The organism is Massilia sp. NBRC 108631, assembly GCF_059704565.1.
The window spans coordinates 40,069-60,588 of the sequence record NZ_BAAKJE010000049.1 but is presented as its reverse complement, the minus strand read 5'-3'; the positions used below and the strand labels follow the sequence as shown (position 1 = coordinate 60,588).

Sequence of the window (20,520 nt, the reverse complement as noted above, 5' to 3'; positions counted from 1 at the left end):
AGGACCACATCATGCTGCCGCCGCGTCTGGACGCCACCGGCGTCAGGCCAGTCGGCGCATTATCGCCCGCGCCGGCGGCCATCCCTGTCAGCGACGCACGCCAGGCCGCCCTCCAGCGCTCGCTGAGCGGCCTGGTCGGCCAGCCGCTGAAGGGCGAAGTGCTGTCCAAGTATGACGACGGCAGCTACCTGGTGCGCGTGGCGGGCAATTCGGCCCGCATGGTGCTGCCCGGCGGCGCCCAGGTCGGCGCCGAAGTGCCGCTGACACTGCTCACCGTCACGCCGCGCCCCACCTTCCAGGTCGGCACCGGCACCCAGGCCCAGACCGCCCAGCTCTACACCGAGGCAGGCCTGCCGCCCGGCGACAGCCCAGACAGCGTGCCGCAAGGCCGCCTGCCCTCGCAAGACACCACCACGCTGTCGGGCCGCCAGCCGGGCGCCGGCAATCCGGCCGCCAACGCAGCCGGCGCTGGCGCCAATGCCGCAGCCAATTCCGCCGCAGGGTCGGCCGCCGGGTCCGCAGCCAGCACCGCCGCCCATCCAGCCAATGCAGCGGCTGGCTCGGCGGCCAACGCCGCGGCCAATGCGGCAGCCAACACCGCCGCCCATCCGGCAGCCAACGCTGCCGCCAGCGCCGCCGTGGCCAACGCTGCCCAGGCCCGCGCCACGCTGGCTACCCAGCTGGGCGCCAGCGGGCCGGCAGGCGCCCAGGGCGCGGCACAGGCGGCGGCCGAGTCCGTCAACCAGGCCGCCGGCCAGCCCGCCGCGCAGGTCCGCCCGCACAGCCTGGCCGCCGCCCTGCTCGGGCGCGCCCCGCTGACGCCCTCCGAACAACTGCCCGATCTCGGCCGCGACGCCCCCGCCGCGACGCTGAGCCAGGCCGCCCGCACCATCGCCAGCGCCCTGGCCACCGCCTACCTGCCCCCGGGCGTGCCCGTCATCATCAACGGCAAAGCCTCGCTGATAGCGGCCGGCGTGCCCGATACCGACAAGCTGACGCACCAGCTGAAGAACGCGCTCGGCGAAAGCGGCCTGTTTTACGAATCGCATGTGGCCGAATGGGCCGAAGGCAGGCGGCCGCTGCAGGAACTGATGCGCGAGCCGCAAAACCAGCGCGCGCTCTCCATGGCGCACGCCCAGGCCGGCAGTCCGCAGACCAGCGAATCGCTGGTCCGCGCCGCCCTCGCCGGCCCGGACCTGAGCGCGGCGCAGATGATCAACCAGCAGCTGCACACGCACGAACAACAGCGCGTGCAGTGGAACGGCCAGGCCTGGCCCGGCCAGCCCATCCAGTGGGAAGTGCAGCGCGACCAGCGCGAAGGCAGCCAGCAGCAGGCCGACGGCCGCGAACCGGACCCGGTGTGGCGCAGCGGCGTGCGCTTCCGCCTGCCGCTGCTGGGCAAGATCTCGGCGGCGGTGACGCTGGTGGGCGAACAGGTCCACATCCAGGTGCAGACCGGCGACGACGCCAGTGCCGCCACCCTGCGCGCCTGGTCCGGCCAGCTGCAGCTGGCAATGGAAGCGGCCGGCTCGCCGCTGGCCTCGCTCACCATTGCGCCCGAAGGGGACGCAGCGGTGCCGGCCGGCGCCGGCGCGGATGGCGCCGTCGCGGCCGCGGCCGCCCTGCCCGGGGGCAGCCATGGCGCATGAGGCCCCGCGCCGCCCGCTGCAAAGCGCGGTCGCCCTCACCTACCAGAACGATGCCCCTGCCCCCAAGGTGGTGGCCAAGGGGCGCGGCCTGGTGGCCGAGCAGATCATCCATGTGGCCAACGAGCACGGCGTGCACATCCACGAATCGAAGGAACTGGTGTCGCTGCTGATGGAGGTGGACCTGGACCGGCAAATTCCGCCGGCGCTCTACCGGACAATTGCGGAACTCCTAGCGTGGCTATATCATATTGAATCAGCGCAAAAATCCGGCCAGCCCCCGCCCCCGGCCCCGGACACCAGCTCTCCACATAGAGATCCAGAAGAATAATGCACCCCAACATACAAGACGCGGACCTGGAAAACTGGCACGACTTCGAAGTGGTATCGCGCAGGGAAATCATTGCGCTGCTGCGCAGCATAGGCGAAAAAAACCAGCTGATCCGCATGCTGGTGCACGGCGAGGCGGACGTGTGCGTCACCTCCATCCTGGAAGTCGACGCCGACAGCAACAGCGTCATCCTGGACTGCTCCATCAACACCGAGCAAAACCAGCGCATCCTGTCGGCCAAGTCGCTGTCCTATGAAACCACGCTGGACAAGATCCGCATCCTGTTTTCCAGCGAGCGGGTGGAGAAATGCACTTTCGAAGGCGCGCAAGCGCTGAAGATCGCCCTGCCGGCCACCCTGATCCGCCTGCAGCGGCGCGAGTATTACCGTATGAGCACGCCGGTCAGCAACCCGGTGCGGGTGGTCATCCCGCTGCCGGCCGAACTGGGCGGCGGCAGCACCAGCTTCCCGCTGGCCGACATCAGCTGCGGCGGCATCGCCATCCTGGACAACAAGCTGCTGCTGGGCGACAGCATCGGCAAGCAGTACGCGGACTGCCGCATCGAGCTGCCGGAAGTGGGTCCCATCGTCACCGGCCTGCAGATCCGCAACTGCATCGACATGACCCTGCTCAACAACAAATCCAACCGCCGCCTCGGCTGCCAGTTCACCGACATCGCGCGCGGCGCGCTCAATTCGGTGCAGCGCTACATCACCCGCCTCGAGCGCGAACGCAACGCCCGCATCGCCGGGCTGGGCTGAACCCGGCGGCTTACGCACGCCGTGCCAACCCGCCCGACGGCGTGCGACGGTGGCACGTCCGGCATCACACCTGCATATTCATGATGTCCTGGTAAGCCGACACCAGCTTGTTGCGCACCTGGATGGTGGCCTGGAAGTTGATGCTGGCTTTTTGCATCGACACCATCACGTCCGACAGGCTGACCGAATCGTCCCCCAGCTGGAAGCGCTTGCCCAGCTCCTGCGACTTGGTCTGGCTGGCCGACACGGCGTCCAGCGCGTCCTTCAGCGCGTCCGAGAACTGCACCTTGGCCGCCGGCGCCTCGGTCTGGATGGCTGGAACGCTGGACTGCGGCTTGGCCGCGTGCGCCTTCAGCTGCTCCATCATCGCTTGTATCCTGCTGCTATCTATGCCCAGGCCGCTTGTTTTCATGTGAACTCCAAATTTGTTGCTTCCGCGGAACAGTCATGCGGTGGCGCCGCGCTACAATAGGCGGCGCAATGATCAGTGCTGCCAGAATACCTGTCCGTATAGCAAGCTGCTGCCAGAAGCAGGCCGGTAAACAGCCTGCTTTTCCCGAGATGGGCCAGCGCCGCCACCGACGATAATGTGCAACAGGCCGAGACCCGGCCGACAACCGGTCCCATCCACCAACCAACGAATACACACCAGCCATGGCAGCAGCAGCCGAACAAATCGACATCGACGACGCAGCGGTCCCGGCGCAGGCCGAACCGAAGCCGCCGTTCTTCCAGACGCCGCTGGGCCGACGGGTGATGATGGGCGCCGGCGCGGCCGGCGTGGTGGCCGTCATCGTCGCGCTGTGGCTGTGGAATCAGCCGCCCGCCTACGGCGTGCTGTTTTCCAACTATACCGACCGCGACGGCGGCGCCATCACGGCGGCGCTGGACCAGATGCAGATCAAGCACAAGTTCTCGGAGGGCGGCACGGCCATCCTGGTGCCGACCGAGCAGGTGCACGACGCGCGCCTGAAGCTGGCCGCGCAGGGCTTGCCCAAGGGTGGCAATGTCGGCTTCGAGCTGATGGAGAACCAGAAGCTGGGCGTGTCCCAGTTCCTCGAGCAGGTCAATTACCAGCGCGCGCTGGAAGGCGAACTGGCGCGCTCGATCCAGTCGATCGCGGCGGTCGATTCGGCCCGTGTGCACCTGGCCATGCCGAAAGACAGCGTGTTCGTGCGCGAACAGCAGAAGCCGACCGCGTCGGTGATGCTGCACCTGCACCCCAACCGCCAGATCGAGCCGGCCCAGGTGCAGGCCATCGTGCACCTGGTGGCCTCCTCGGTGCCGCAGCTGATGCCGTCCAACGTGACGGTGGTGGACCAGGCCGGCAACCTGGTGTCGGACACCAACAAGAATGGCGCCGGCAGCAACAAGAGCCTGGACGCCAGCCAGCTGAAATACGTGCAGGAACTGCAAAAGCAGGTCATCAAGCAGGTCGAATCCATCGTGCTGCCCATCGTCGGCGAAGGCAATGTGCGCGCGGAAGCGGTGGCCGACGTGGACTTCGCCGCCGTCGAGCAGGCGGCCGAATCGTACAAGCCGAATTCGCCGCCGGAAGCGTCCGCCATCCGCAGCCAGCAAAGCAGCGAGACCAACGGCGCCGGCAACGCCAATCCGAACGGCGTGCCGGGCGCGCTGTCGAACCAGCCGCCCGGCACGGCCACCGCGCCGCTGACCACCACGCCGCCGGGTACCGCCCCCGCGCCGGGCACGCCGCCGGGCGCCGTGGCCGGCGGCGCCAACGGCTTGCCGAACCACAAGGAATCGACCACCAATTACGAAGTCGACAAGACCGTGCGCTACGAGCAGAAGGCCATGGCCGGCCTGAAGCGCATGACGGTGGGCGTGGTCATCAATTACCGCCGCATCGTCGACGCCAAGACCGGCAAGGTCACCGTCAAGCCGTTCACGCCGGAGGAAATGGCCAAGATCAACAGCCTGGTCAAGGAAGCCATGGGCTACAACCAGGAACGCGGCGACTCGCTGAGCGTGGCCAACGCGCCGTTCGACGGCGTCGACAAGCCGTTCGAGGCGCCGGTGGTGCTGGACTGGTGGCGCGATCCGGCCAACTTGCCGCTGGCCAAGGAGCTGGCCAAGTTCCTGATCACCGCGCTGATCCTGCTGTACATCCTGCTGCGCATCGTGCGGCCGATGATGCGGCCGGTGTTCAAGAAGATCGACGAGATCAACGAGCCCGAGCCTGAACCGGAAGAGCCGGTCATCGAGGAACCGGTGGGCCCGACGCCGGAAGAGATCATGGCGGAAGAACTCGCTAAAATGGAAGAAAATACCGCGCGGACATACCGCGACAACCTGGCGCTGGCGAAGAAACTGGCCGCGGACGATCCGCGCATCGTCGCCAACGTCATCAAAGCATGGATAGGCGCAAATGACTGATTCGACCGGACTGCAAAAAGCCGCCATCCTGATGCTGGCAATGGGCGAGAGCGAAGCTGCCGAGGTGATGAAATTCCTCGGCCCGCGCGAAGTGCTGAAACTGGGCGCGGCCATGGCGACAATGAAAAACGTGCCGCACGAGCAAGTGGTCGACACCCTGGACGACTTCCGCGACCAGGTGGCGGCCGCCTCCACCGTGGGCCTCGATTCGGACGAGTACATCCGCCAGGTGCTGACCAAGGCGCTGGGCGACGACAAGGCCTCGGTGCTGCTGTCGCGCATCCTGGGCGGCAAGGACGCGTCCGGCATCGAATCGCTGAAGTGGATGGATTCGCAGTCGGTGGCCGAACTGATACGCAACGAGCACCCGCAGATCATCGCCACCATCCTGGTGCACCTGGAGCGCGACCAGGCCTGCGAAATCCTGGGACACTTCACCGACCGCTTGCGCAACGACGCGGTGCTGCGCATCGCCACGCTGGACGGCGTGCAGCCGGCCGCGCTGCGCGAGCTGAACGACGTGCTGACCAAGCTGCTGTCTGGCAATGAAAACATCAAGAAATCGACGCTGGGCGGCGTGCGCGCGGCGGCCGAGATCCTGAACTTCATGAGCGGCGAGCAGGAAAATTCGGTGATGGACAACATCAAGAACTACGACAACGACATGGCGCAGAAGATCATGGACGAGATGTTCGTGTTCGACAACCTGATCGATATCGACGACCGCGGCATCCAGCTGCTGCTGCGCGAAGTGCAGTCGGAAATGCTGATCATTGCCCTGAAGGGCGCGTCGCAGGACTTGCGCGACAAGATCTTCAAGAACATGTCGGCGCGCGCCAGCGAAATGATGCGCGAGGACCTGGAATCGAAGGGGCCGGTACGCCTGTCCGAAGTGGAAACGCAGCAGAAGCAGATCCTGCAGATCGTGCGCCGGCTGGCGGACGAAGGCCAGATCGTGCTGGGCGGCAAAGGCGAAGATTCCTTCGTCTAAGTTGATAGAGTTACATGGCACATATACCCAAAGAGCAGCAAACCGCCTTCCAGCGCTGGGAAATGAAGTCCTTCGGCGACTTCCGCCCCAGCGCGGTGGCCGCGCGCGAGGCTGAAGCGGCCGCGCAAGCGGCCCTGGCACCGCCGCCGCAGGTGGACGCGGACGAAGGACACTATCTGGAGCAGGAACCGCCTGCCCCCGCCTACCCGACCGAGGAAGAACTGGCGGCCATCCGCGAGCAGGCCCGCATCGACGGCTACGACAAGGGCTACGCGGCCGGCCACGCCGAAGGCCATGCGGACGCCATTGCCCTGGGCAAGGAAGCCACCGACCTGGAGCTGGCGCCGCTGCGCGAACTGGCCGGCAACTTCAGCACCGCGCTGCAGGACGCCGACCAGCTGATCTCGGCCGACGTGCTGGAACTGGCGCTGCAGCTGGCCAAGGGCATGCTCAAGCAGTCGCTGCAGGTCAAGCCCGAGCTGATCCTGCCCATCGTGCGCGAAGCCATCGAATACCTGCCGGTGCTGCAGCAGCCGGCGCTGCTGATGCTGAACCCGGACGACGCGAAAACCGTGCGCGAAGGCATAGGCGAGGAGCTCGACAAGGGCGGCTGGCGCGTCATCGAGGACGCGCAGATCGAACGCGGCGGCTGCAAGATCGACACCGCCAGCAACCAGATCGACGCCCAGGCGTCGGCCCGCTGGCAGCGCCTGACCTACGCGCTGGGCAAAGACGTGAGCTGGCTGGACTGACATGGCCGACGCTGCCCCATCCAACCTGCACGCCGGCCGCTGGCGCGCCTACCTGAACGACTGCGCCGCGCTGACCGAGTTCGTGGAGCCGATGCAGGTGTCGGGCCGCGTCACCCGCGTGGCCGGGCTGGTAATGGAAGCGGTGGGCCTGCGCCTGGCCGTGGGCGCGGCCTGCACCGTGCCGCTGCCGTCCGGCGGCAAGGTGGAGGCCGAAGTGGTCGGTTTTGAAGGCGACCGCCTGTTCCTGATGCCGCAAAGCGATGTCGAGGGCATCGTGCCCGGCACCCGCGTGTTCCCGATCGAACCGACGATACCGCGCCCGGGCAGCGTCACGCACCCGCGCCGCCGCCCCAGCGACCGCGCGCGCCACCTGCCGGTCGGCCCCGAACTGCTGGGCCGGGTGCTGGACGGCGCTGGCCGTCCGCTGGACAACCTGGGCCCGCTGCACACCACGGAAAGCGCGCCCATCAACGTGCGCCCGGCCAACCCGCTGGGCCGCGCGCCCATCGTGGAAACGCTGGACGTGGGCGTGCGCTCCATCAACGCCATGCTGACCGTGGGACGCGGCCAGCGCATGGGCCTGTTCGCCGGCTCCGGCGTCGGCAAGTCGGTGCTGCTGGGCATGATGGCGCGCTACACCGAGGCCGATGTGATCGTGGTCGGCCTGATCGGCGAACGGGGCCGCGAGGTCAAAGAGTTCATCGAGCAGATCCTGGGCGAGGAAGGCCTGGCGCGCTCGGTTGTCGTGGCGGCCCCGGCCGACACGCCGCCGCTGATGCGCATGCAGGGCGCGGCCTACTCCACCGCGATTGCCGAGTATTTCCGCGACCAGGGCCAGAATGTGCTGCTGATCATGGATTCGCTGACCCGCTACGCCATGGCGCAGCGCGAGATCGCACTGGCCATCGGCGAGCCGCCCGCCACCAAGGGATATCCGCCTTCCGTGTTCGCCAAGCTGCCCATCCTGGTCGAACGCGCCGGCAACGGCGAAATGGGCGGCGGCTCGATCACGGCGTTCTACACCGTGCTGACCGAGGGCGACGACCAGCAGGACCCGATCGCCGATTCGGCGCGCGCCATTTTGGACGGCCACATCGTGCTGAACCGGCGCCTGGCCGAAGCCGGCCACTACCCCGCCATCGACATCGAACAGTCGATCAGCCGCGCCATGCATTCGATCACCTCGCACGAGCACCAGACCCGCGCCCGCCACCTCAAGCAGCTGTTTTCACGCTACGAGCGCAGCCGCGACCTGATTGCCGTGGGCGCCTACAGCCCGGGCAGCGATCCGGTGCTCGACCAGGCCATCAGCTTGCATGAAAATATCGAGCATTTCCTGCAACAGCAGATCACGGAGCGGGTGGACATGCTCGAGAGTTTGGGGCAATTGTCCGCTCTGTTCGATTGATTGACCGCCGTCCAGGACGCCTATAATGAACCATCATGGCCTCCCAATCTCAACTTGAAACACTGATCGAACTGGCCCGCCGGGAAACCGACGACGCCGCCAAGCGCCTGGGCATGGCCCTGAAGGCGGTGGCGGATGCCGAGGAAAAACTGAACATGCTGGTGGGCTACCGCGACGAATACGGCAAGCGCTTCGAGGCCAGCCAGCTGGCGGGCATCACGCCGATGGCGTACCGCAACTTCCAGGCTTTCATGGAAAAACTGGACAGCGCCATCAAGGGCCAGGAAGAAGTGTTGCGCCACAGCCAGCGCAAGGGCGAGCAGGAAAAAAGCATCTGGCAGGACGCGGAACGCAAGCGCATGTCCTATTCCACGCTGAACGACCGCGCGCAGGCGCAGGCGCTCAAGCTGGAAGCCAAGCGCGACCAGAAGTCCATGGACGAACACGCCGCAAGGCAAGCATTCTATAAACGCTAATATCGGATACGGCACCATCATGCAGACACCGCTCATCAACACCACCACGGGCGCAGGCGCCAACGCCGGCACGCAGGCGGGCAAGGCCGCGTCCGCGGCGCCGGACAGCCAGTTCCAGCAGGCGCTGACGCGCCAGATCGAGCAACGCCAGGCATGGACCCGTCCGGCCGCGCCCGCCGGCGCGGCGGCCTCTTCCGCCAACCAGGCCAGCCGTGCCAGCCAGGCCAAGCCGGCTGCGCCCCAAGCCGCCGCGCGCCCCGCGCCAGCCAGCCAGAACCAGGCCGCCTCCGCAAGCGAGCAAGCCAAGCCCGCGCCGGCACACAAACCCGCCAACGCTGCCGCCGCCAGCCGTGGCGAGGATGGCAAACCGGCCGGCGCGCCTGACAAGGCCGCGCCGGCCGCCGGGGGCGCGCCCGCCCCCACCGCCGGCAGCGCCGACACCCAATCCAGCGCCGATGCCGGCACAGGCGGCGGCGCTGCCGATGCCGCCGCCGCCTCCGATGCGGCCGCCGCCGCGCAGGCCGCCGATCCCATGGCCGCCATGCTGGCCCTGATGGCCGCCTTCAACCAGCCGGCCGCCGCAGCCGGCACGGTTGCCGCCGCCGGCCTGCCCGACGACACGGCCAGCCAGGCCGGCGATGGCCTCGCCGCCCTGCTGCCGGGCCCGGGTCCGGCCGCCGACCCGGACCCCGCTGCGGCCCTTGCCGCCGGCGCTGCAGCCGGTGCCACGCCCGCCACGGACGGCGCCATCGCCCTGGACGGCGAGAGCGCCGGTACTGCCGGCGCAGCCGATCCGGATGCCGCAACGCTGAAAGCGGCGCTCGATGCCGCCGCCCAGGCCATGCAGAAGCACCAGTCCGGCGCGCAAGCGCAAGCCGGCCCCGCCGCCAGCGGCCAGGCGGCAGAAGACACCGGCGCCGGCCGCGCACCGGCCGTGCTGGACGCCAGCCAGGCGCAAGCCGGCCGCGCCCAGCCCGACGCGGACGCCCAGCTGGCCGCCGCGCGCGACGCCAGGACGGACTTCGCCGCCCTGCTCAAGGAAGCCGCACCGTCCGCGCCCGCCGCCGTGGCGCCCGCCGCGCAAGCCCAGCTGGCCACGGTCCAGGCCGCCAACGCCGCCGCCGGCAACCAGCTGCAGGCGCGCGTCGGCACCGCCGCCTGGGACCAGCAAGTGGGCCAGAAGGTGGTGTGGATGGTGGGCGGCGGCGAGCAGAGCGCCACGCTGGAACTGAACCCGCCCGACCTGGGCCCGCTGCAGGTGGTGCTGAACGTGTCGAACGATGCCGCCAGCGCCAGCTTCACCTCGGCCCAGCCGGAAGTGCGCGCCGCGCTGGAAGCGGCCATGCCGCGCCTGCGTGAAATGATGAGCGAAGCCGGCATCCAGCTGGGCGAGGCCACCGTCTCGGCCGGCATGTCGGATCAAAACAACGGCTTCGACCAGGCCCGCGCTGCGCAGCAGGGCGGCGGCCGTGGCGGCCGCAACGGCGGAGGCGGTGACGGCGGCGGCGACGACAGCGCCGCTGTTGCGCCGGCGCCGCGCCAGCGCGCGCTCGGCATGGTCGATACCTTCGCCTGACCATTCTGACCGGCACGCAAGGCGTGCCATAATGGCGACATGATCCACTTCAGCTGCAAGGGTAACTTTGAAAGCGAATCCTAAATTAAAAGCGGAACCGAAAGCAGAGGCTGCCGCTCCGGCCAACTCCAAGAAATTGGTGTTGATCCTCGGCCTGGTAGCCGTGCTGGCCGCTGCCGGCGGCGGCGGCGCATGGTTCATGCTGAAGGGCGGCGGCGATCACGAAGCGCCGGCCAAGCAGAAGAAGTCCGCGCCCAAGTCCGGCCCGCCGGTGTACGTGACGATAGAACCGTTCACCGTCAACCTGCAGCCGGAAAACGGCGAGCAGTACCTGCAGCTGGCCTTTACGCTGCAGGTGAGCGGCCTGGAGGAAGTGGAAGTGATCAAGAACAATATGCCCAAGGTGCGCAGCCGCCTGCTGCTGCTGCTGTCGAGCAAGAAGGCGTCGGAGATCAACACGCCGGAAGGCAAGCAGCAGCTGAGCGCCGAGATCATGGAACAGGTGCGCGCACCGTTCGAGGATCGCGGCCCGCAGCAGGATGTGACCGAGGTGCTGTTTACCTCCTTCATTATTCAGTGACCCTAGTAAAGTCCAACCAGTAGAAAGCCATGGCTGATAATTTTCTCTCCCAGGAAGAAGTTGATGCCCTTTTAAAGGGCGTCAATGGCGACCAGGACGACGCCGCGGCGCCGGAAGAAGTCGCGGGAGTCAGAACCTATAACCTGGCGACCCAGGAGCGCATCGTCCGGGGCCGGATGCCGACGCTCGAGATCATCAACGAGCGCTTCGCGCGCCTGCTGCGCGTCGGCCTGTTCAATTTCCTGCGCCGCAGCGCCGAAGTGTCGGTGGGCTCGGTGCGGGTGTCCAAGTACAGCGAATTCATCCGCAACCTGGTGGTGCCGACCAATTTGAACCTGGTGCACATGAAGCCGCTGCGCGGCACCGCGCTGATGGTGTTCGATCCGGGCCTGGTGTTCCTGCTGGTGGACAACCTGTTCGGCGGCGACGGCCGCTTCCACACCCGGGTCGAGGGCCGCGACTTCACGCAGACCGAGCAGCGCATCATCTTGCGCATTCTCGATATCGTGTTCGAGGCCTACACCAAGTCCTGGGAGCCGGTGTACCCGGTGGAGTTCGAGTACATCCGCTCGGAAATGAATACGCAGTTCGCCAACATCGCCACGCCGAACGAGGTGGTGGTGGCGTCCACCTTCACGGTGGAGCTCGGTTCGGTGTCGGGCCAGATCCACTTCTGCATGCCGTACTCGATGATCGAACCGATCCGCGACGCGCTGACCTCCTCGCTGCAGGGCGAGGCGCTGGAAGTGGACAAGCGCTGGATCCGCCTGATGACGCAGCAGATCCAGATCGCCGAGGTGGAACTGGTGGCGTCGCTGGGCACGGCCAAGGTGTCCTTCGACGAGATCCTGAACATGCGGGTGGGCGACATCATCCCGCTGAACATTCCGGCCAGCATCGAGGCGACCGTGGATGGCGTGCCCGTGCTGGACTGCACCTATGGCGTGCTGAACGGACAATACGCGTTAAAAGTAGAGAAATTGCTGGCGAACGCCGATAACACGAAGTAATACAGCGAAGTAACTGGAGAGAAATATGTCGGATAATCAAGACGATCAAAGCTTGGATGATGATTGGGGCGCTGCGATCGCCGAGCAGGCCAAGGCGGAAGCCGAAGCGCTGCAAAACCAGCAGGCCGCGCAGGCCGCCGTGTTCCAGGACTTTTCCAAGCAGCCGTCCAAGACCGAGACCCACAACGATATCGATTTCATCCTCGATATCCCGGTGCAGCTGACGGTGGAACTGGGACGTACCAAGATTGCCATCAAAAACCTGCTGCAGCTGGCGCAGGGCTCGGTGGTCGAACTGGACGGCCTGGCCGGCGAGCCGATGGACGTGCTGGTGAACGGCTGCCTGATCGCCCAGGGCGAGGTGGTGGTGGTGAACGACAAGTTCGGTATCCGCCTGACCGATATCATTACGCCTTCCGAACGCATCCGAAAACTGAATAAATGAAGCCTGCTTTCCCGTTTGCCGCGCCAGCGGCGGTCCTGGCCGCGCTGGCCGCAGCCGCCATGTTCGCCGGCGCCCCGGCGCTGGCGGCGCAAACCGCCTCCGGTTCGATTTCCTCCGCCAGCAAGCCTGCGGCCCAGCCCGACCCCGCCGCCTTGCCGGCCGCCGCAGCCCAGGCTGCGGGCGCCGCCGCCGTGGCGACCGCCGGCGTGGCGCCGCCGGCCGCTGCCGGCTCCGCCGCGCCCGCGCCTGACAGCGCCGCGGCCCCCGCATCCGCCCCTGCCGCAGTCCCAGCCACTACCGCGCCGACCGCCACGCCCGAGCAGCAGGCCGCGCTGGCCGGCGCCCGGCCGGCCCCGGCCACCGCCATCGATCCGGCGCAAGCGCCCACCGCCACCGGCAGCCTGCTGACCACCATCTTCTCGCTGATCCTGGTGCTGGGCCTGCTGATCGGCCTGGCCTGGCTGCTGAAGCGCTTCGGCCCGAAAACCATCACCGGCGGCGCGCACGTCAAGCTGGTCGGTGCGCTCAGCGTCGGCGCGCGCGAGCGCATCCTGGTGGTGGAAGTGGGCGGGCAATGGATAGTCGTGGGCGCCTCCCCCGGCCGCATGAACGCGCTGGCCACGCTGCCGCGCCCGGACGGCGCCGACGGCTTCGATGCCGGTACGGCTGCAGGCAACGCGGCATCCGGCGCGGCGCCAGGCGCCCTGCCCGGCGCCAACTTCGCCGAATGGTTCAAACAGACGATAGAAAAACGTAATGGCAAATAAGCAAGGCAAGTCCGCCGCTGTGCTGAAGTGCCTGCTTGCGGCGGGCCTGGCGGCCGTGCCGCTATGGGCCGGCGCCGACCCGACCGTTCCGGCCTTCACGGCCACCCCGGCCCCGGGCGGCGGCACCAACTACGGCCTGTCGCTGCAGACGCTGATCCTGATGACGGCGCTGACCTTCATCCCGGCCGCGCTGCTGATGATGACCAGCTTCACCCGCATCATCATCGTGCTGTCGCTGCTGCGCCAGGCCATGGGCACCCAGTCGGCGCCGCCCAACCAGGTAATGGTGGGGCTGGCGCTGTTCCTGACCCTGTTCGTGATGGGCCCGGTGCTCGACAAGATTTACGGCGAAGCCTATCTGCCGCTGCAGGAAAGCAAGATCACCATGCAGCAGGCGCTGGAAAAAGGCGCCGCGCCGCTCAAGTCCTTCATGCTCAAGCAGACCCGCCAGGCCGACCTGGCGCTGTTCGTCAAGCTGTCGCGCACGCCCGCGCTGCAGGGGCCGGAGGACGTCCCGCTGCGCGTGCTGATTCCTGCCTTCGTGACCAGCGAACTGAAGACCGCGTTCCAGATCGGCTTCGCCATCTTCATCCCCTTCCTCATCATCGACATGGTGGTGGCCTCGGTGCTGATGTCGATGGGTATGATGATGATGTCGCCGGCCGTCATTTCGCTGCCCTTCAAGCTGATGCTGTTCGTGCTGGTGGACGGCTGGCAGCTGCTGATCGGCTCGCTGGCCCAGAGTTTCTACTAGTGAAGGAGCGCCCATGACACCCGAAAGCGTCATGACGATGGGCCGCATCGCCATGGAGGTGACGCTGATGGTGGCCGCCCCCATGCTGCTGGTGGCGCTGGTGATCGGCCTGGTGGTGTCCATCTTCCAGGCCGCCACCCAGATCAACGAAGCCACGCTGTCCTTCATCCCCAAACTGGTGGGCGTGTTCGTGGCGCTGGTGGTGGCCGGGCCGTGGATGCTGTCGGTCATGCTGGACTATATGCGCAACGTCTTCACAGGCATTCCCGGCCTGGTCAACTGATGGCGGCGCACCCGTGATCACGCTGTCCACCGTCGAGATCAACACATGGATCGCTTCCCTGCTGTGGCCGCTCACCCGCATCCTCGGCTTGATTGCCGCCGCGCCCATCTTCGGCAACCGCAGCACGCCGCGCACCGTCAAGCTGGCGCTGGGCGTGCTGCTGGCCATGGTGATCGCGCCCACCGTGCCGGCCGTGCCCGCCGCCGACCCCATGTCCTACGCCGGCCTGCTGATCCTGGCGCAGGAATTGCTGATCGGGGTGGCCATGGGCTTTACCCTGCGCATCGTGTTCGCCGCTGTCGAGATGGCCGGCGAAATCAGCAGCCTGACCATGGGCCTGGGCTTCGCCACCTTCTTCGACCCCAACACCCAGGGCCGCTCGTCGGCCATCAGCCAGTTCCTGGCGCTGCTGGCCACGCTGGCCTTCCTGTCGGTGAACGGCCACCTGGTGCTGCTGTCGGCGCTGGCCGAAAGCTTCCAGACGCTGCCGGTGTCCGGCATTCCGATTGCCGGCAGCGGCTTCAAGCACGTGGCGGACTGGGGCGGACGGGTGTTCAGCGCCGGCATGCAGCTGGCATTGCCCATCGTGGCGGCGCTGCTGATCATCAACGTGGCCTTGGGCATCCTGACCAGGGCGGCGCCGCAGCTGAACCTGTTCGGCATCGGCTTCCCGATCACGCTGGGCATCGGCTTCCTGGTGCTGGCCATGGTCCTGCCCTATATGGCCACGCCGCTGCAGAAGCTGTTCAACCAGGGCATAGAGAGCGCGCGGCAGTTTCCACGCAACTGGGCCGACCGCGAGCCGCGGCCGCCGGCGCCGCCGGCGCCGTTAAAACAAGCGCCGGGGCCGGCTGTCAATTCGCTGCCGGGCTGATTAGCTGATGAAGTTAAACAGCGACAAGCCCGTCAGCGTCTTGTAGGACTTCTGCGCCGCTTCCAGGTTGATCTGCTGCTGGGTGAACAGGGAAATGGCCTGGATGGTGTCCACTTCCATCAGGTTGGACAGGGTGGTGGCGTACTGGATGTTCAAGTCCTCGCCCGAGCTGTCCAGGTAGTCCAGCTCCTTCATGCGCGCGCCCACCGAGGCGCGCACCGCCAGCAGGTTGTCCGTCGCATTGTCGATGTTCGAGTTGGCCTGGTTCAGCGCATTGGTCAGCCGCGCCTGGCCCGCCGCGCCCTCGCCGTTCACGCGCAGCGCCTTCAGCATGTCCTGCATGGTCTCGAACACGGACTTCTTGTCGCTCGGGTCGACCGTGAAGCTGTCCAGGTCGGCCGGGTCGCCCTTGATCTCGAACTGCAGGCCGTCGAAGTTGATGCTCTTGCCGCTGGTGTAGGGAATCGGGTCGGCCGGGTCCGGCGCCGGCGGCACCGGCACGCCCAGCGTCAAGTCCATCACCGTGTAGGTGGTCACCTTGGGCACGCCCGGCGTGGCGGGCACCACCGTGAAGTTGATGGCGTACTGGTGGCCGGTGAGCGCGCTGGGGTCCGTTACCGCGCCCGGGGAAATGATGCCGGTGCCGCCACGGTCGTAATTGGCGGGATCGACGCCGGTCTGGAACTTGCTGTTGCCGGTGACGTTGTTCTCGAAGATGGCGCTGCCCGAATCGCTGATGCTGACCTTGCGCGACGAACCGATCTGCAAGGTGCGCTCGCCCTGGTCGCCCTGGTAGGTGGCGCCGGTGCCGTTCAGCGTGAACGGAATGCTGTCCTTGAAACCGGAGAAGATGTAGCCGCCCGAGCCGTCCGCCGTGTTGGCCATGCCCAGCAAGTCCTGCAAGCGCCCTTCCAGCTCCACCGCCAGCGATTCGCGGTCCTTGTTGGTCAGCGAACCGGCGCCGGCCTTGACGGCCAGCTCCTTGATGTCCTGGTACAGCGAAGTGACCGAGGTCAGCGCCACTTCCTCCTGCGACAGCGAAGCGCGCGCGTTGGCGCGGTTGGTGGCCAGCTGGGTGTTGATCGATTGCGACTGCGTCACTTCCAGCGCGCGCGCCGAGGCGATCGGGTCGTCGGCCGGGGTCAGCACGCGGCGCCCGGTGGCCAGCTGCTGCTGGGTCTTGGCGATGGCCGACTGCAGCGTGCCCAGCTGGCCCACGCCGTTGTCGAAGATGGTCTTGGAACTGATGCGCATGCTCATGATTGCATTTCCTTGCGATGTCTTTAGCGGCCCAGGCCCAGCAGCGTGTCAAACAGCGTGCTGGCGATCTGCATCACCTTGCCGGACGCCTGGTAAGCCTGCTGGTAGCGCAGCAGGTTGGCCGCTTCCTCGTCCAGGTTGACGCCGGAAACGGCTTGCTGCGCGTTCGAGGCTTGCTTGACCGCCGCCTCCGCCGCGCTGGCGCCTATCATCGTTTCGCTGGTCTTGTTGCCGACGAAGTTGACCATGGACGCGTAGGCGCTCTGGAACGTGGTTTTGCCCCCGTTCAGGATGTTCTTGGCCTGCAGGTCGCCCAGCAGCGCGCCGTTGCGGTTGTCGCGCGTGCCGCCGGTATTGGGCGCCACCGAGAAAGTGTCGCCGTTGCCCGGCGCGCCGCTGATGGCGATGTTGATGCCGCCGAAACTGATGCTGGCGCCGTCGGTGTAGGGCACGTTGGTGCCGGCCGGATAGGTGGTGCTCACGCCGTTGGCCGTCACCACCACGTCCTGCGTGGCCGGGAAACCGCTCAGCTCGCCGGTCGCCGAATCGTAGGTCAGCGTCACCGGCGCGGTCAGCGGATTGCCGGGCGTCAGGTAGTTGGCGTCGACCGTGCCGGGCGTGATCTTGCCGTTGCCGGTGTTGGCCAGCGGCGCGTTGGTGACGATGGGCGCGGCCAGCGCGATCTTGCCGACGTCGGTCAGCGCCACCTTGAAGTCGGACGCGGCCTGGAAGGTCGGGCGCACCTGGAAGTGGTCGCCCGTCTCGGGCGTGCCGGTCAGCGTATACTCCACGCCGTCCACCATTTGCGGACCGGTGGTCTGCGGGAAAGTCAGGATCGTGGCCTGGCCGTCCGAGGCGCGCGTCAGCACGTAGTTGGTGCCGTCATAGTTGAGGTCGTAGTCGCTCGAGGTCAGCGCGCTGGCGTCCTTGACCACGCCGCTTACCACCGCCGTGCTGAGCTCGGAGTTGCGGCTGTCGACGCCGATGTAGGCGTTGATGTCGGCAAAGAAATTGCCGCCCAGGTCGCCATTGCGGTCCTGGCCCAGCTTGTGCTGCGCATTGAAGCTGGCGGCCAGCCCGGCGGCCACCTGGCCCAGTTCGTTCTGCGCGCGGTCCAGCGCGCCGCTGCGGAATTCCAGCAGCCCGCCCAGCTGGCCGCCGCTCAGCGCGCCTTCCGGCAGCGGGGAAATCTGGTTGCCGGTGCTGTAGCCAACCGTCACGCGGCTGACGTCGGTCAGCGAGGTGGTGGTGGCCAGTTCGAAGTTGCGGTTGCCGATCACCAGCGGCTGGCCGGTGCCGATCGACACGGTCAGCGTGTTGGAATCGCCCTTGACCACGTTGACCTTGACCAGCTTGTTCAGTTCGCTGATCAGCTGGTCGCGCTGGTCCAGCAGGTCGTTGGGCGCCTTGGACGGGTCCACCGTCAGGCCGGCGATGTCGTTGTTCAGCTTGCCGATCTGCTCGGCATAGGAATTGATCTGCGTGACGGTGGCCGTGATCTGGCTGTTGACGCCGGCGCTGATCTCGTTGAGGCGGTCATTCAAGCCCTGGAAGCGCGCCGCCAGCGTGTTGGCGGTCGACAGCATGGCGCTGCGCGAGGCGTCGGTGGCGGCGTTGGCGGTGGCGTCCTGCACCCCCTTGAAGAAGTCCTGCAGCGCCGGCGACAGGCCGGAGGTGCTGTCGGCCAGCAAGTTGTCGATCTGGCTGATCTGGGCGTAAAAGCCGTTCAGGCTGGCCGCCTTGGTTTCCGCGCCCAGCAACTGCTTGGTCAGGAAATCGTCGTACTGGCGCTTGATCTGGGTGACCTCGGTGCCGGTGCCGATGAAATAGCCGCCGCTGCCCTGGGGCTGGGTGTTGGACTGGACCACGGTCTGGCGGCTGTAGCCGGGCACGTTGGCATTGGCGATATTGTGCCCGGTCGTGGACAAACCGACCTGCGCTGCCAATAAACCGCTTTTGCCGATGCTGAGAAGACTCATGGTGAAATACTTTCGTTATATGGTTAGTCTACGGCAGCGGCCGCCAAAACTTGAAATACGCCCCGGCAACAGTGCGCCATTTGTTGTTCTTTAGCATTCCTTGCGTATTCATTAAGCAAGGGATTGCTTGATAATCCGGGTCAGCTTGCTGGCGTATTGCGGGTCGGTGGCATAGCCGGCCTTCTGCAGACCGTGCGCGAACTTGCTGGCGTCGCCGGCGCTGGCCAGCACTTTTTCATAACGGGGGTTATTGGTCAGCAACTTCGCGTAATCCTTGAAGCTGTCGGCATAGCTGTCGTAGGCGCGGAAGCGTTCGACGCGCTGCTGCGGCTTGCCGTTGACGTACTCGGTGGTGACGGCCTCGACCGTTTTGCCTTTCCAGCCCGGCCCGGCCTTGATGCCGAACAGGTTGTTGCTGTTGCTGCCGTCGCGGCCCTTGATCTCGCGCTTGCCCCAGCCGCTCTCCAGCGCCGCCTGGCCCAGCATGAACTTGGCCGGAATGCCGGTGGCCTTGCTGGCCTCGTCCGCGTGGCTGCCCAGCTTGGACTGGAAGGCGCGCACATGGGCCGCCTGCGAACCCTTGCCGCTGTCCATGGCGGCGGCGCTGCCGCCCGGCACGTCGGCCTGGCTGGCGGCCCGGTTGGCCGCCGCCGTGCCGCCGGCCGCCTCGATGGCGCGCTGCAGCCTGGCCGCCGCCGCCGCGCTGGCCAGGTTGCCGGCGTTGGGAATGCCGGACGCGTCCGACGCGGCCGGCTCGGCGCCTAGCGCCAGCGCCTGCTCGTTCTGTTGCGACAGCTGCCGCACCAGCACGTCGGACAGGCCGATGCCCTTTTTGGCCAGGTTCTGGCTGGTCTGCTGGTCCAGCATGGAGGTGAACATCTTGCTCTGCTGGTTGTCCAGCATGCCCTCGCCCGGCGACGCGTCGCGCATGCTCTTCATCATCATGTTGATAAACATGGCCTCGAACTGGGTCGCGGCGCCCTTCAGCGCGTCCCTGGAACCGCTGCCGGCGTCGCGCCGCAGCGCGGCGGCGCTCTTGACGTCGGCCGCCAGCGTGTTGTTCAGGTCGTTCGCGGGCAGCGTGGGGCTCTGGCGTATCATGGCGGCGTCCTCAAATGATCTCGAGTTCGGCGCGCAGCGAGCCGGCGGCCTTCATCGCTTGCAGGATGGCCAGCAAGTCCTGCGGCGAGGCGCCGATGGCGTTGAGCGCCTTGACCACGTCGGCCAGCTGGGCGCCGCCTTTGACCATCATGACCTTGCCGGCATCCTTCTTGATGTCGATATTGGCCGTCTGGGTAACCACGGTCTGGCCGCCGGACAGCGGCCCGGGCTGGCTGACCTGCGGGTCGGTGGACACCGACACCGTCAGGTTGCCGTGCGAAATGGCGCACGTCTCGAGCGACACCGCCTGGTTCATCACAACCGAGCCGGTGCGCGCGTTCATGATGACCTTGGCGGCCATCTGGGCCGGGTTCACCTGCAGGTTTTCCAGCGTGCCGATGAAGGCCACGCGCTGGTCGCTGCTGGAGGGCGACTGCACCCGAATCACGCGGCCGTCCAGCGCATAGGCGATGCCGGCGCCGAACTTGTCGTTGATAGCGTCCACCACCCGGCTGGCGGTGGAAAAATCGGTGCTGTGCAGTTCCAGCCGGATCTGGTTGCCCTCGCCCAGCGAGTTCGGCACGGCGCGCTCGACGGTGGCGCCGCCGGAAATGCGGCCCACGCTCAAATGGTTGACCACCACCGAGGTGCCGCCCGACTGCGCGCCGACGCCGCCCACCAGTACGTTGCCCTGCGCCATGCCGTACACCTGGCCGTCGGCGCCCTTCAGGGGCGTCATCAGCAGGGTGCCGCCGCGCAGGCTTTTCGCGTTGCCCATGGAGGACACGGTCACGTCCATCAGCTGGCCCGGCTGGGCGAACGCCGGCAGCGAGGTGGTCACCATCACGGCCGCCACGTTCTTCAGCTGCAAGGTGTTGGCGGCCGGCAGGGTGATGCCCATCTGCTGCAGCATGGACATCACGGTCTGCACCGTAAACGGGGTCTGGGTGGTCTGGTCGCCTGTGCCGTCCAGGCCGATCACCAGGCCATAGCCCATCAGCTGATTCTGGCGCACGCCGGCCACGCTGGCCAGGTCTTTGAGGCGCTCGGCGCGGGCGGCCGGCGCGGCGCCGGCCAGCAGGGCCAGCGCGGCAACGGCGGCGGCGAGGAGTCGGGTAGTGTTTTTCAT

The 20,520-nt window shown here is 67.0% G+C and carries 21 protein-coding genes; 16 read left to right on the top strand and 5 right to left on the bottom strand.

Translation table 11 applies throughout. From position 1 onward, the window contains the following. The first annotated feature begins 11 nt into the window (after positions 1-11). From fliK to AC6H42_RS05830, 3 genes are read left to right on the top strand one after another with little or no spacing between them, the layout of a single operon-like run. On the top strand, positions 12-1,649 hold the full coding sequence (fliK, locus tag AC6H42_RS05840) for a flagellar hook-length control protein FliK (RefSeq protein ID WP_497547599.1): 1,638 nt from the start codon (positions 12-14) through the stop codon (positions 1,647-1,649). After that, positions 1,639-1,977, top strand: coding sequence for an EscU/YscU/HrcU family type III secretion system export apparatus switch protein (locus tag AC6H42_RS05835; RefSeq protein ID WP_057157740.1), 339 nt, complete (start codon positions 1,639-1,641; stop codon positions 1,975-1,977). Before fliK ends, AC6H42_RS05835 begins: the two co-directional genes overlap by 11 nt. Then, entirely contained in the window at positions 1,977-2,738 is a 762-nt protein-coding gene (locus AC6H42_RS05830) for a flagellar brake protein (RefSeq protein WP_057157562.1), read from the top strand. The genes AC6H42_RS05835 and AC6H42_RS05830 overlap by 1 nt, the downstream gene beginning before the upstream one ends. A 64-nt stretch (positions 2,739-2,802) precedes the next feature. Here the strand turns inward: AC6H42_RS05830 and fliE are convergent, their stop codons facing one another. Continuing rightward, positions 2,803-3,150 (bottom strand): flagellar hook-basal body complex protein FliE, encoded by a 348-nt coding sequence (gene fliE / locus AC6H42_RS05825; protein ID WP_057157560.1) that lies wholly within the window; start codon positions 3,148-3,150, stop codon positions 2,803-2,805. Between the two features lie 242 nt (positions 3,151-3,392). On the opposite strand from fliE, the gene fliF reads away from it, so the two are divergent. The 13 genes from fliF (at position 3,393) to fliR (ending at position 15,051) form a co-directional block, all read left to right on the top strand. Further along, positions 3,393-5,135: a flagellar basal-body MS-ring/collar protein FliF gene (gene fliF, locus AC6H42_RS05820; RefSeq protein WP_057157558.1), complete on the top strand. Its 1,743-nt coding sequence runs from the start codon at positions 3,393-3,395 to the stop codon at positions 5,133-5,135. After that, a complete protein-coding gene (fliG, locus tag AC6H42_RS05815) occupies positions 5,128-6,126 on the top strand; it encodes a flagellar motor switch protein FliG (protein ID WP_057157557.1) in 999 nt (332 codons plus the stop codon). The genes fliF and fliG overlap by 8 nt, the downstream gene beginning before the upstream one ends. Positions 6,127-6,140: 14 nt before the next feature. After that, complete coding sequence (locus AC6H42_RS05810) at positions 6,141-6,878, top strand: flagellar assembly protein FliH (protein ID WP_497547598.1); 738 nt, start codon at positions 6,141-6,143, stop codon at positions 6,876-6,878. A 1-nt stretch (position 6,879) separates the two neighbouring features. Continuing rightward, a complete protein-coding gene (fliI, locus tag AC6H42_RS05805; protein WP_057157553.1) occupies positions 6,880-8,286 on the top strand; it encodes a flagellar protein export ATPase FliI in 1,407 nt (468 codons plus the stop codon). A 35-nt stretch (positions 8,287-8,321) separates the two neighbouring features. After that, on the top strand, positions 8,322-8,762 hold the full coding sequence (gene fliJ, locus AC6H42_RS05800; protein ID WP_497547597.1) for a flagellar export protein FliJ: 441 nt from the start codon (positions 8,322-8,324) through the stop codon (positions 8,760-8,762). A gap of 19 nt (positions 8,763-8,781) precedes the next feature. Continuing rightward, positions 8,782-10,338 carry a flagellar hook-length control protein FliK gene (locus tag AC6H42_RS05795; RefSeq protein WP_497547596.1) on the top strand — a complete coding sequence of 519 codons (1,557 nt, stop codon included), beginning with the start codon at positions 8,782-8,784 and terminating at the stop codon, positions 10,336-10,338. 67 nt (positions 10,339-10,405) lie between these two features. Beyond that, positions 10,406-10,918, top strand: coding sequence for a flagellar basal body-associated protein FliL (gene fliL, locus AC6H42_RS05790; protein ID WP_057157549.1), 513 nt, complete (start codon positions 10,406-10,408; stop codon positions 10,916-10,918). Positions 10,919-10,947: 29 nt separating this feature from the next. Next, entirely contained in the window at positions 10,948-11,928 is a 981-nt protein-coding gene (fliM, locus tag AC6H42_RS05785) for a flagellar motor switch protein FliM (protein WP_056393971.1), read from the top strand. Positions 11,929-11,953: 25 nt separating this feature from the next. Beyond that, positions 11,954-12,373: a flagellar motor switch protein FliN gene (gene fliN / locus AC6H42_RS05780; protein ID WP_056393969.1), complete on the top strand. Its 420-nt coding sequence runs from the start codon at positions 11,954-11,956 to the stop codon at positions 12,371-12,373. Continuing rightward, a complete protein-coding gene (fliO, locus tag AC6H42_RS05775) occupies positions 12,370-13,140 on the top strand; it encodes a flagellar biosynthetic protein FliO (RefSeq protein ID WP_229418314.1) in 771 nt (256 codons plus the stop codon). Before fliN ends, fliO begins: the two co-directional genes overlap by 4 nt. Further along, positions 13,130-13,894, top strand: coding sequence for a flagellar type III secretion system pore protein FliP (gene fliP, locus AC6H42_RS05770; RefSeq protein ID WP_057157547.1), 765 nt, complete (start codon positions 13,130-13,132; stop codon positions 13,892-13,894). Before fliO ends, fliP begins: the two co-directional genes overlap by 11 nt. Positions 13,895-13,907: 13 nt before the next feature. After that, positions 13,908-14,177, top strand: a complete 270-nt coding sequence (gene fliQ / locus AC6H42_RS05765; protein WP_025595552.1) for a flagellar biosynthesis protein FliQ — start codon at positions 13,908-13,910, stop codon at positions 14,175-14,177. 13 nt (positions 14,178-14,190) lie between these two features. After that, positions 14,191-15,051 (top strand): flagellar biosynthetic protein FliR, encoded by an 861-nt coding sequence (gene fliR, locus AC6H42_RS05760; RefSeq protein ID WP_497547595.1) that lies wholly within the window; start codon positions 14,191-14,193, stop codon positions 15,049-15,051. Here the strand turns inward: fliR and flgL are convergent, their stop codons facing one another. The 4 genes from flgL to AC6H42_RS05740 all read right to left on the bottom strand — a co-directional run bounded on the left by flgL (position 15,052) and on the right by AC6H42_RS05740 (position 20,520). Then, entirely contained in the window at positions 15,052-16,311 is a 1,260-nt protein-coding gene (flgL, locus tag AC6H42_RS05755) for a flagellar hook-associated protein FlgL (protein WP_082552108.1), read from the bottom strand. 23 nt (positions 16,312-16,334) lie between these two features. Beyond that, positions 16,335-18,290 (bottom strand): flagellar hook-associated protein FlgK, encoded by a 1,956-nt coding sequence (gene flgK, locus AC6H42_RS05750; protein ID WP_057157545.1) that lies wholly within the window; start codon positions 18,288-18,290, stop codon positions 16,335-16,337. Positions 18,291-18,401: 111 nt separating this feature from the next. Then, positions 18,402-19,391, bottom strand: a complete 990-nt coding sequence (gene flgJ, locus AC6H42_RS05745; RefSeq protein ID WP_497547594.1) for a flagellar assembly peptidoglycan hydrolase FlgJ — start codon at positions 19,389-19,391, stop codon at positions 18,402-18,404. 10 nt (positions 19,392-19,401) lie between these two features. After that, positions 19,402-20,520, bottom strand: coding sequence for a flagellar basal body P-ring protein FlgI (locus AC6H42_RS05740; protein ID WP_497547592.1), 1,119 nt, complete (start codon positions 20,518-20,520; stop codon positions 19,402-19,404).

What these genes read in the sequence shown, in the direction of transcription:
- fliK (WP_497547599.1), top strand. Translation starts at nt 12, where the DNA reads ATGCTGCCGCCGCGTCTGGACGCCACCGGCGTCAGGCCAGTCGGCGCA.
- AC6H42_RS05835 (WP_057157740.1), top strand. Translation starts at nt 1,639, where the DNA reads ATGGCGCATGAGGCCCCGCGCCGCCCGCTGCAAAGCGCGGTCGCCCTC.
- AC6H42_RS05830 (WP_057157562.1), top strand. Translation starts at nt 1,977, where the DNA reads ATGCACCCCAACATACAAGACGCGGACCTGGAAAACTGGCACGACTTC.
- fliE (WP_057157560.1), bottom strand. Translation starts at nt 3,150, where the DNA reads ATGAAAACAAGCGGCCTGGGCATAGATAGCAGCAGGATACAAGCGATG.
- fliF (WP_057157558.1), top strand. Translation starts at nt 3,393, where the DNA reads ATGGCAGCAGCAGCCGAACAAATCGACATCGACGACGCAGCGGTCCCG.
- fliG (WP_057157557.1), top strand. Translation starts at nt 5,128, where the DNA reads ATGACTGATTCGACCGGACTGCAAAAAGCCGCCATCCTGATGCTGGCA.
- AC6H42_RS05810 (WP_497547598.1), top strand. Translation starts at nt 6,141, where the DNA reads ATGGCACATATACCCAAAGAGCAGCAAACCGCCTTCCAGCGCTGGGAA.
- fliI (WP_057157553.1), top strand. Translation starts at nt 6,880, where the DNA reads ATGGCCGACGCTGCCCCATCCAACCTGCACGCCGGCCGCTGGCGCGCC.
- fliJ (WP_497547597.1), top strand. Translation starts at nt 8,322, where the DNA reads ATGGCCTCCCAATCTCAACTTGAAACACTGATCGAACTGGCCCGCCGG.
- AC6H42_RS05795 (WP_497547596.1), top strand. Translation starts at nt 8,782, where the DNA reads ATGCAGACACCGCTCATCAACACCACCACGGGCGCAGGCGCCAACGCC.
- fliM (WP_056393971.1), top strand. Translation starts at nt 10,948, where the DNA reads ATGGCTGATAATTTTCTCTCCCAGGAAGAAGTTGATGCCCTTTTAAAG.
- fliN (WP_056393969.1), top strand. Translation starts at nt 11,954, where the DNA reads ATGTCGGATAATCAAGACGATCAAAGCTTGGATGATGATTGGGGCGCT.
- fliO (WP_229418314.1), top strand. Translation starts at nt 12,370, where the DNA reads ATGAAGCCTGCTTTCCCGTTTGCCGCGCCAGCGGCGGTCCTGGCCGCG.
- fliP (WP_057157547.1), top strand. Translation starts at nt 13,130, where the DNA reads ATGGCAAATAAGCAAGGCAAGTCCGCCGCTGTGCTGAAGTGCCTGCTT.
- fliQ (WP_025595552.1), top strand. Translation starts at nt 13,908, where the DNA reads ATGACACCCGAAAGCGTCATGACGATGGGCCGCATCGCCATGGAGGTG.
- flgL (WP_082552108.1), bottom strand. Translation starts at nt 16,311, where the DNA reads ATGAGCATGCGCATCAGTTCCAAGACCATCTTCGACAACGGCGTGGGC.
- flgK (WP_057157545.1), bottom strand. Translation starts at nt 18,290, where the DNA reads ATGAGTCTTCTCAGCATCGGCAAAAGCGGTTTATTGGCAGCGCAGGTC.
- flgJ (WP_497547594.1), bottom strand. Translation starts at nt 19,391, where the DNA reads ATGATACGCCAGAGCCCCACGCTGCCCGCGAACGACCTGAACAACACG.
- AC6H42_RS05740 (WP_497547592.1), bottom strand. Translation starts at nt 20,520, where the DNA reads ATGAAAAACACTACCCGACTCCTCGCCGCCGCCGTTGCCGCGCTGGCC.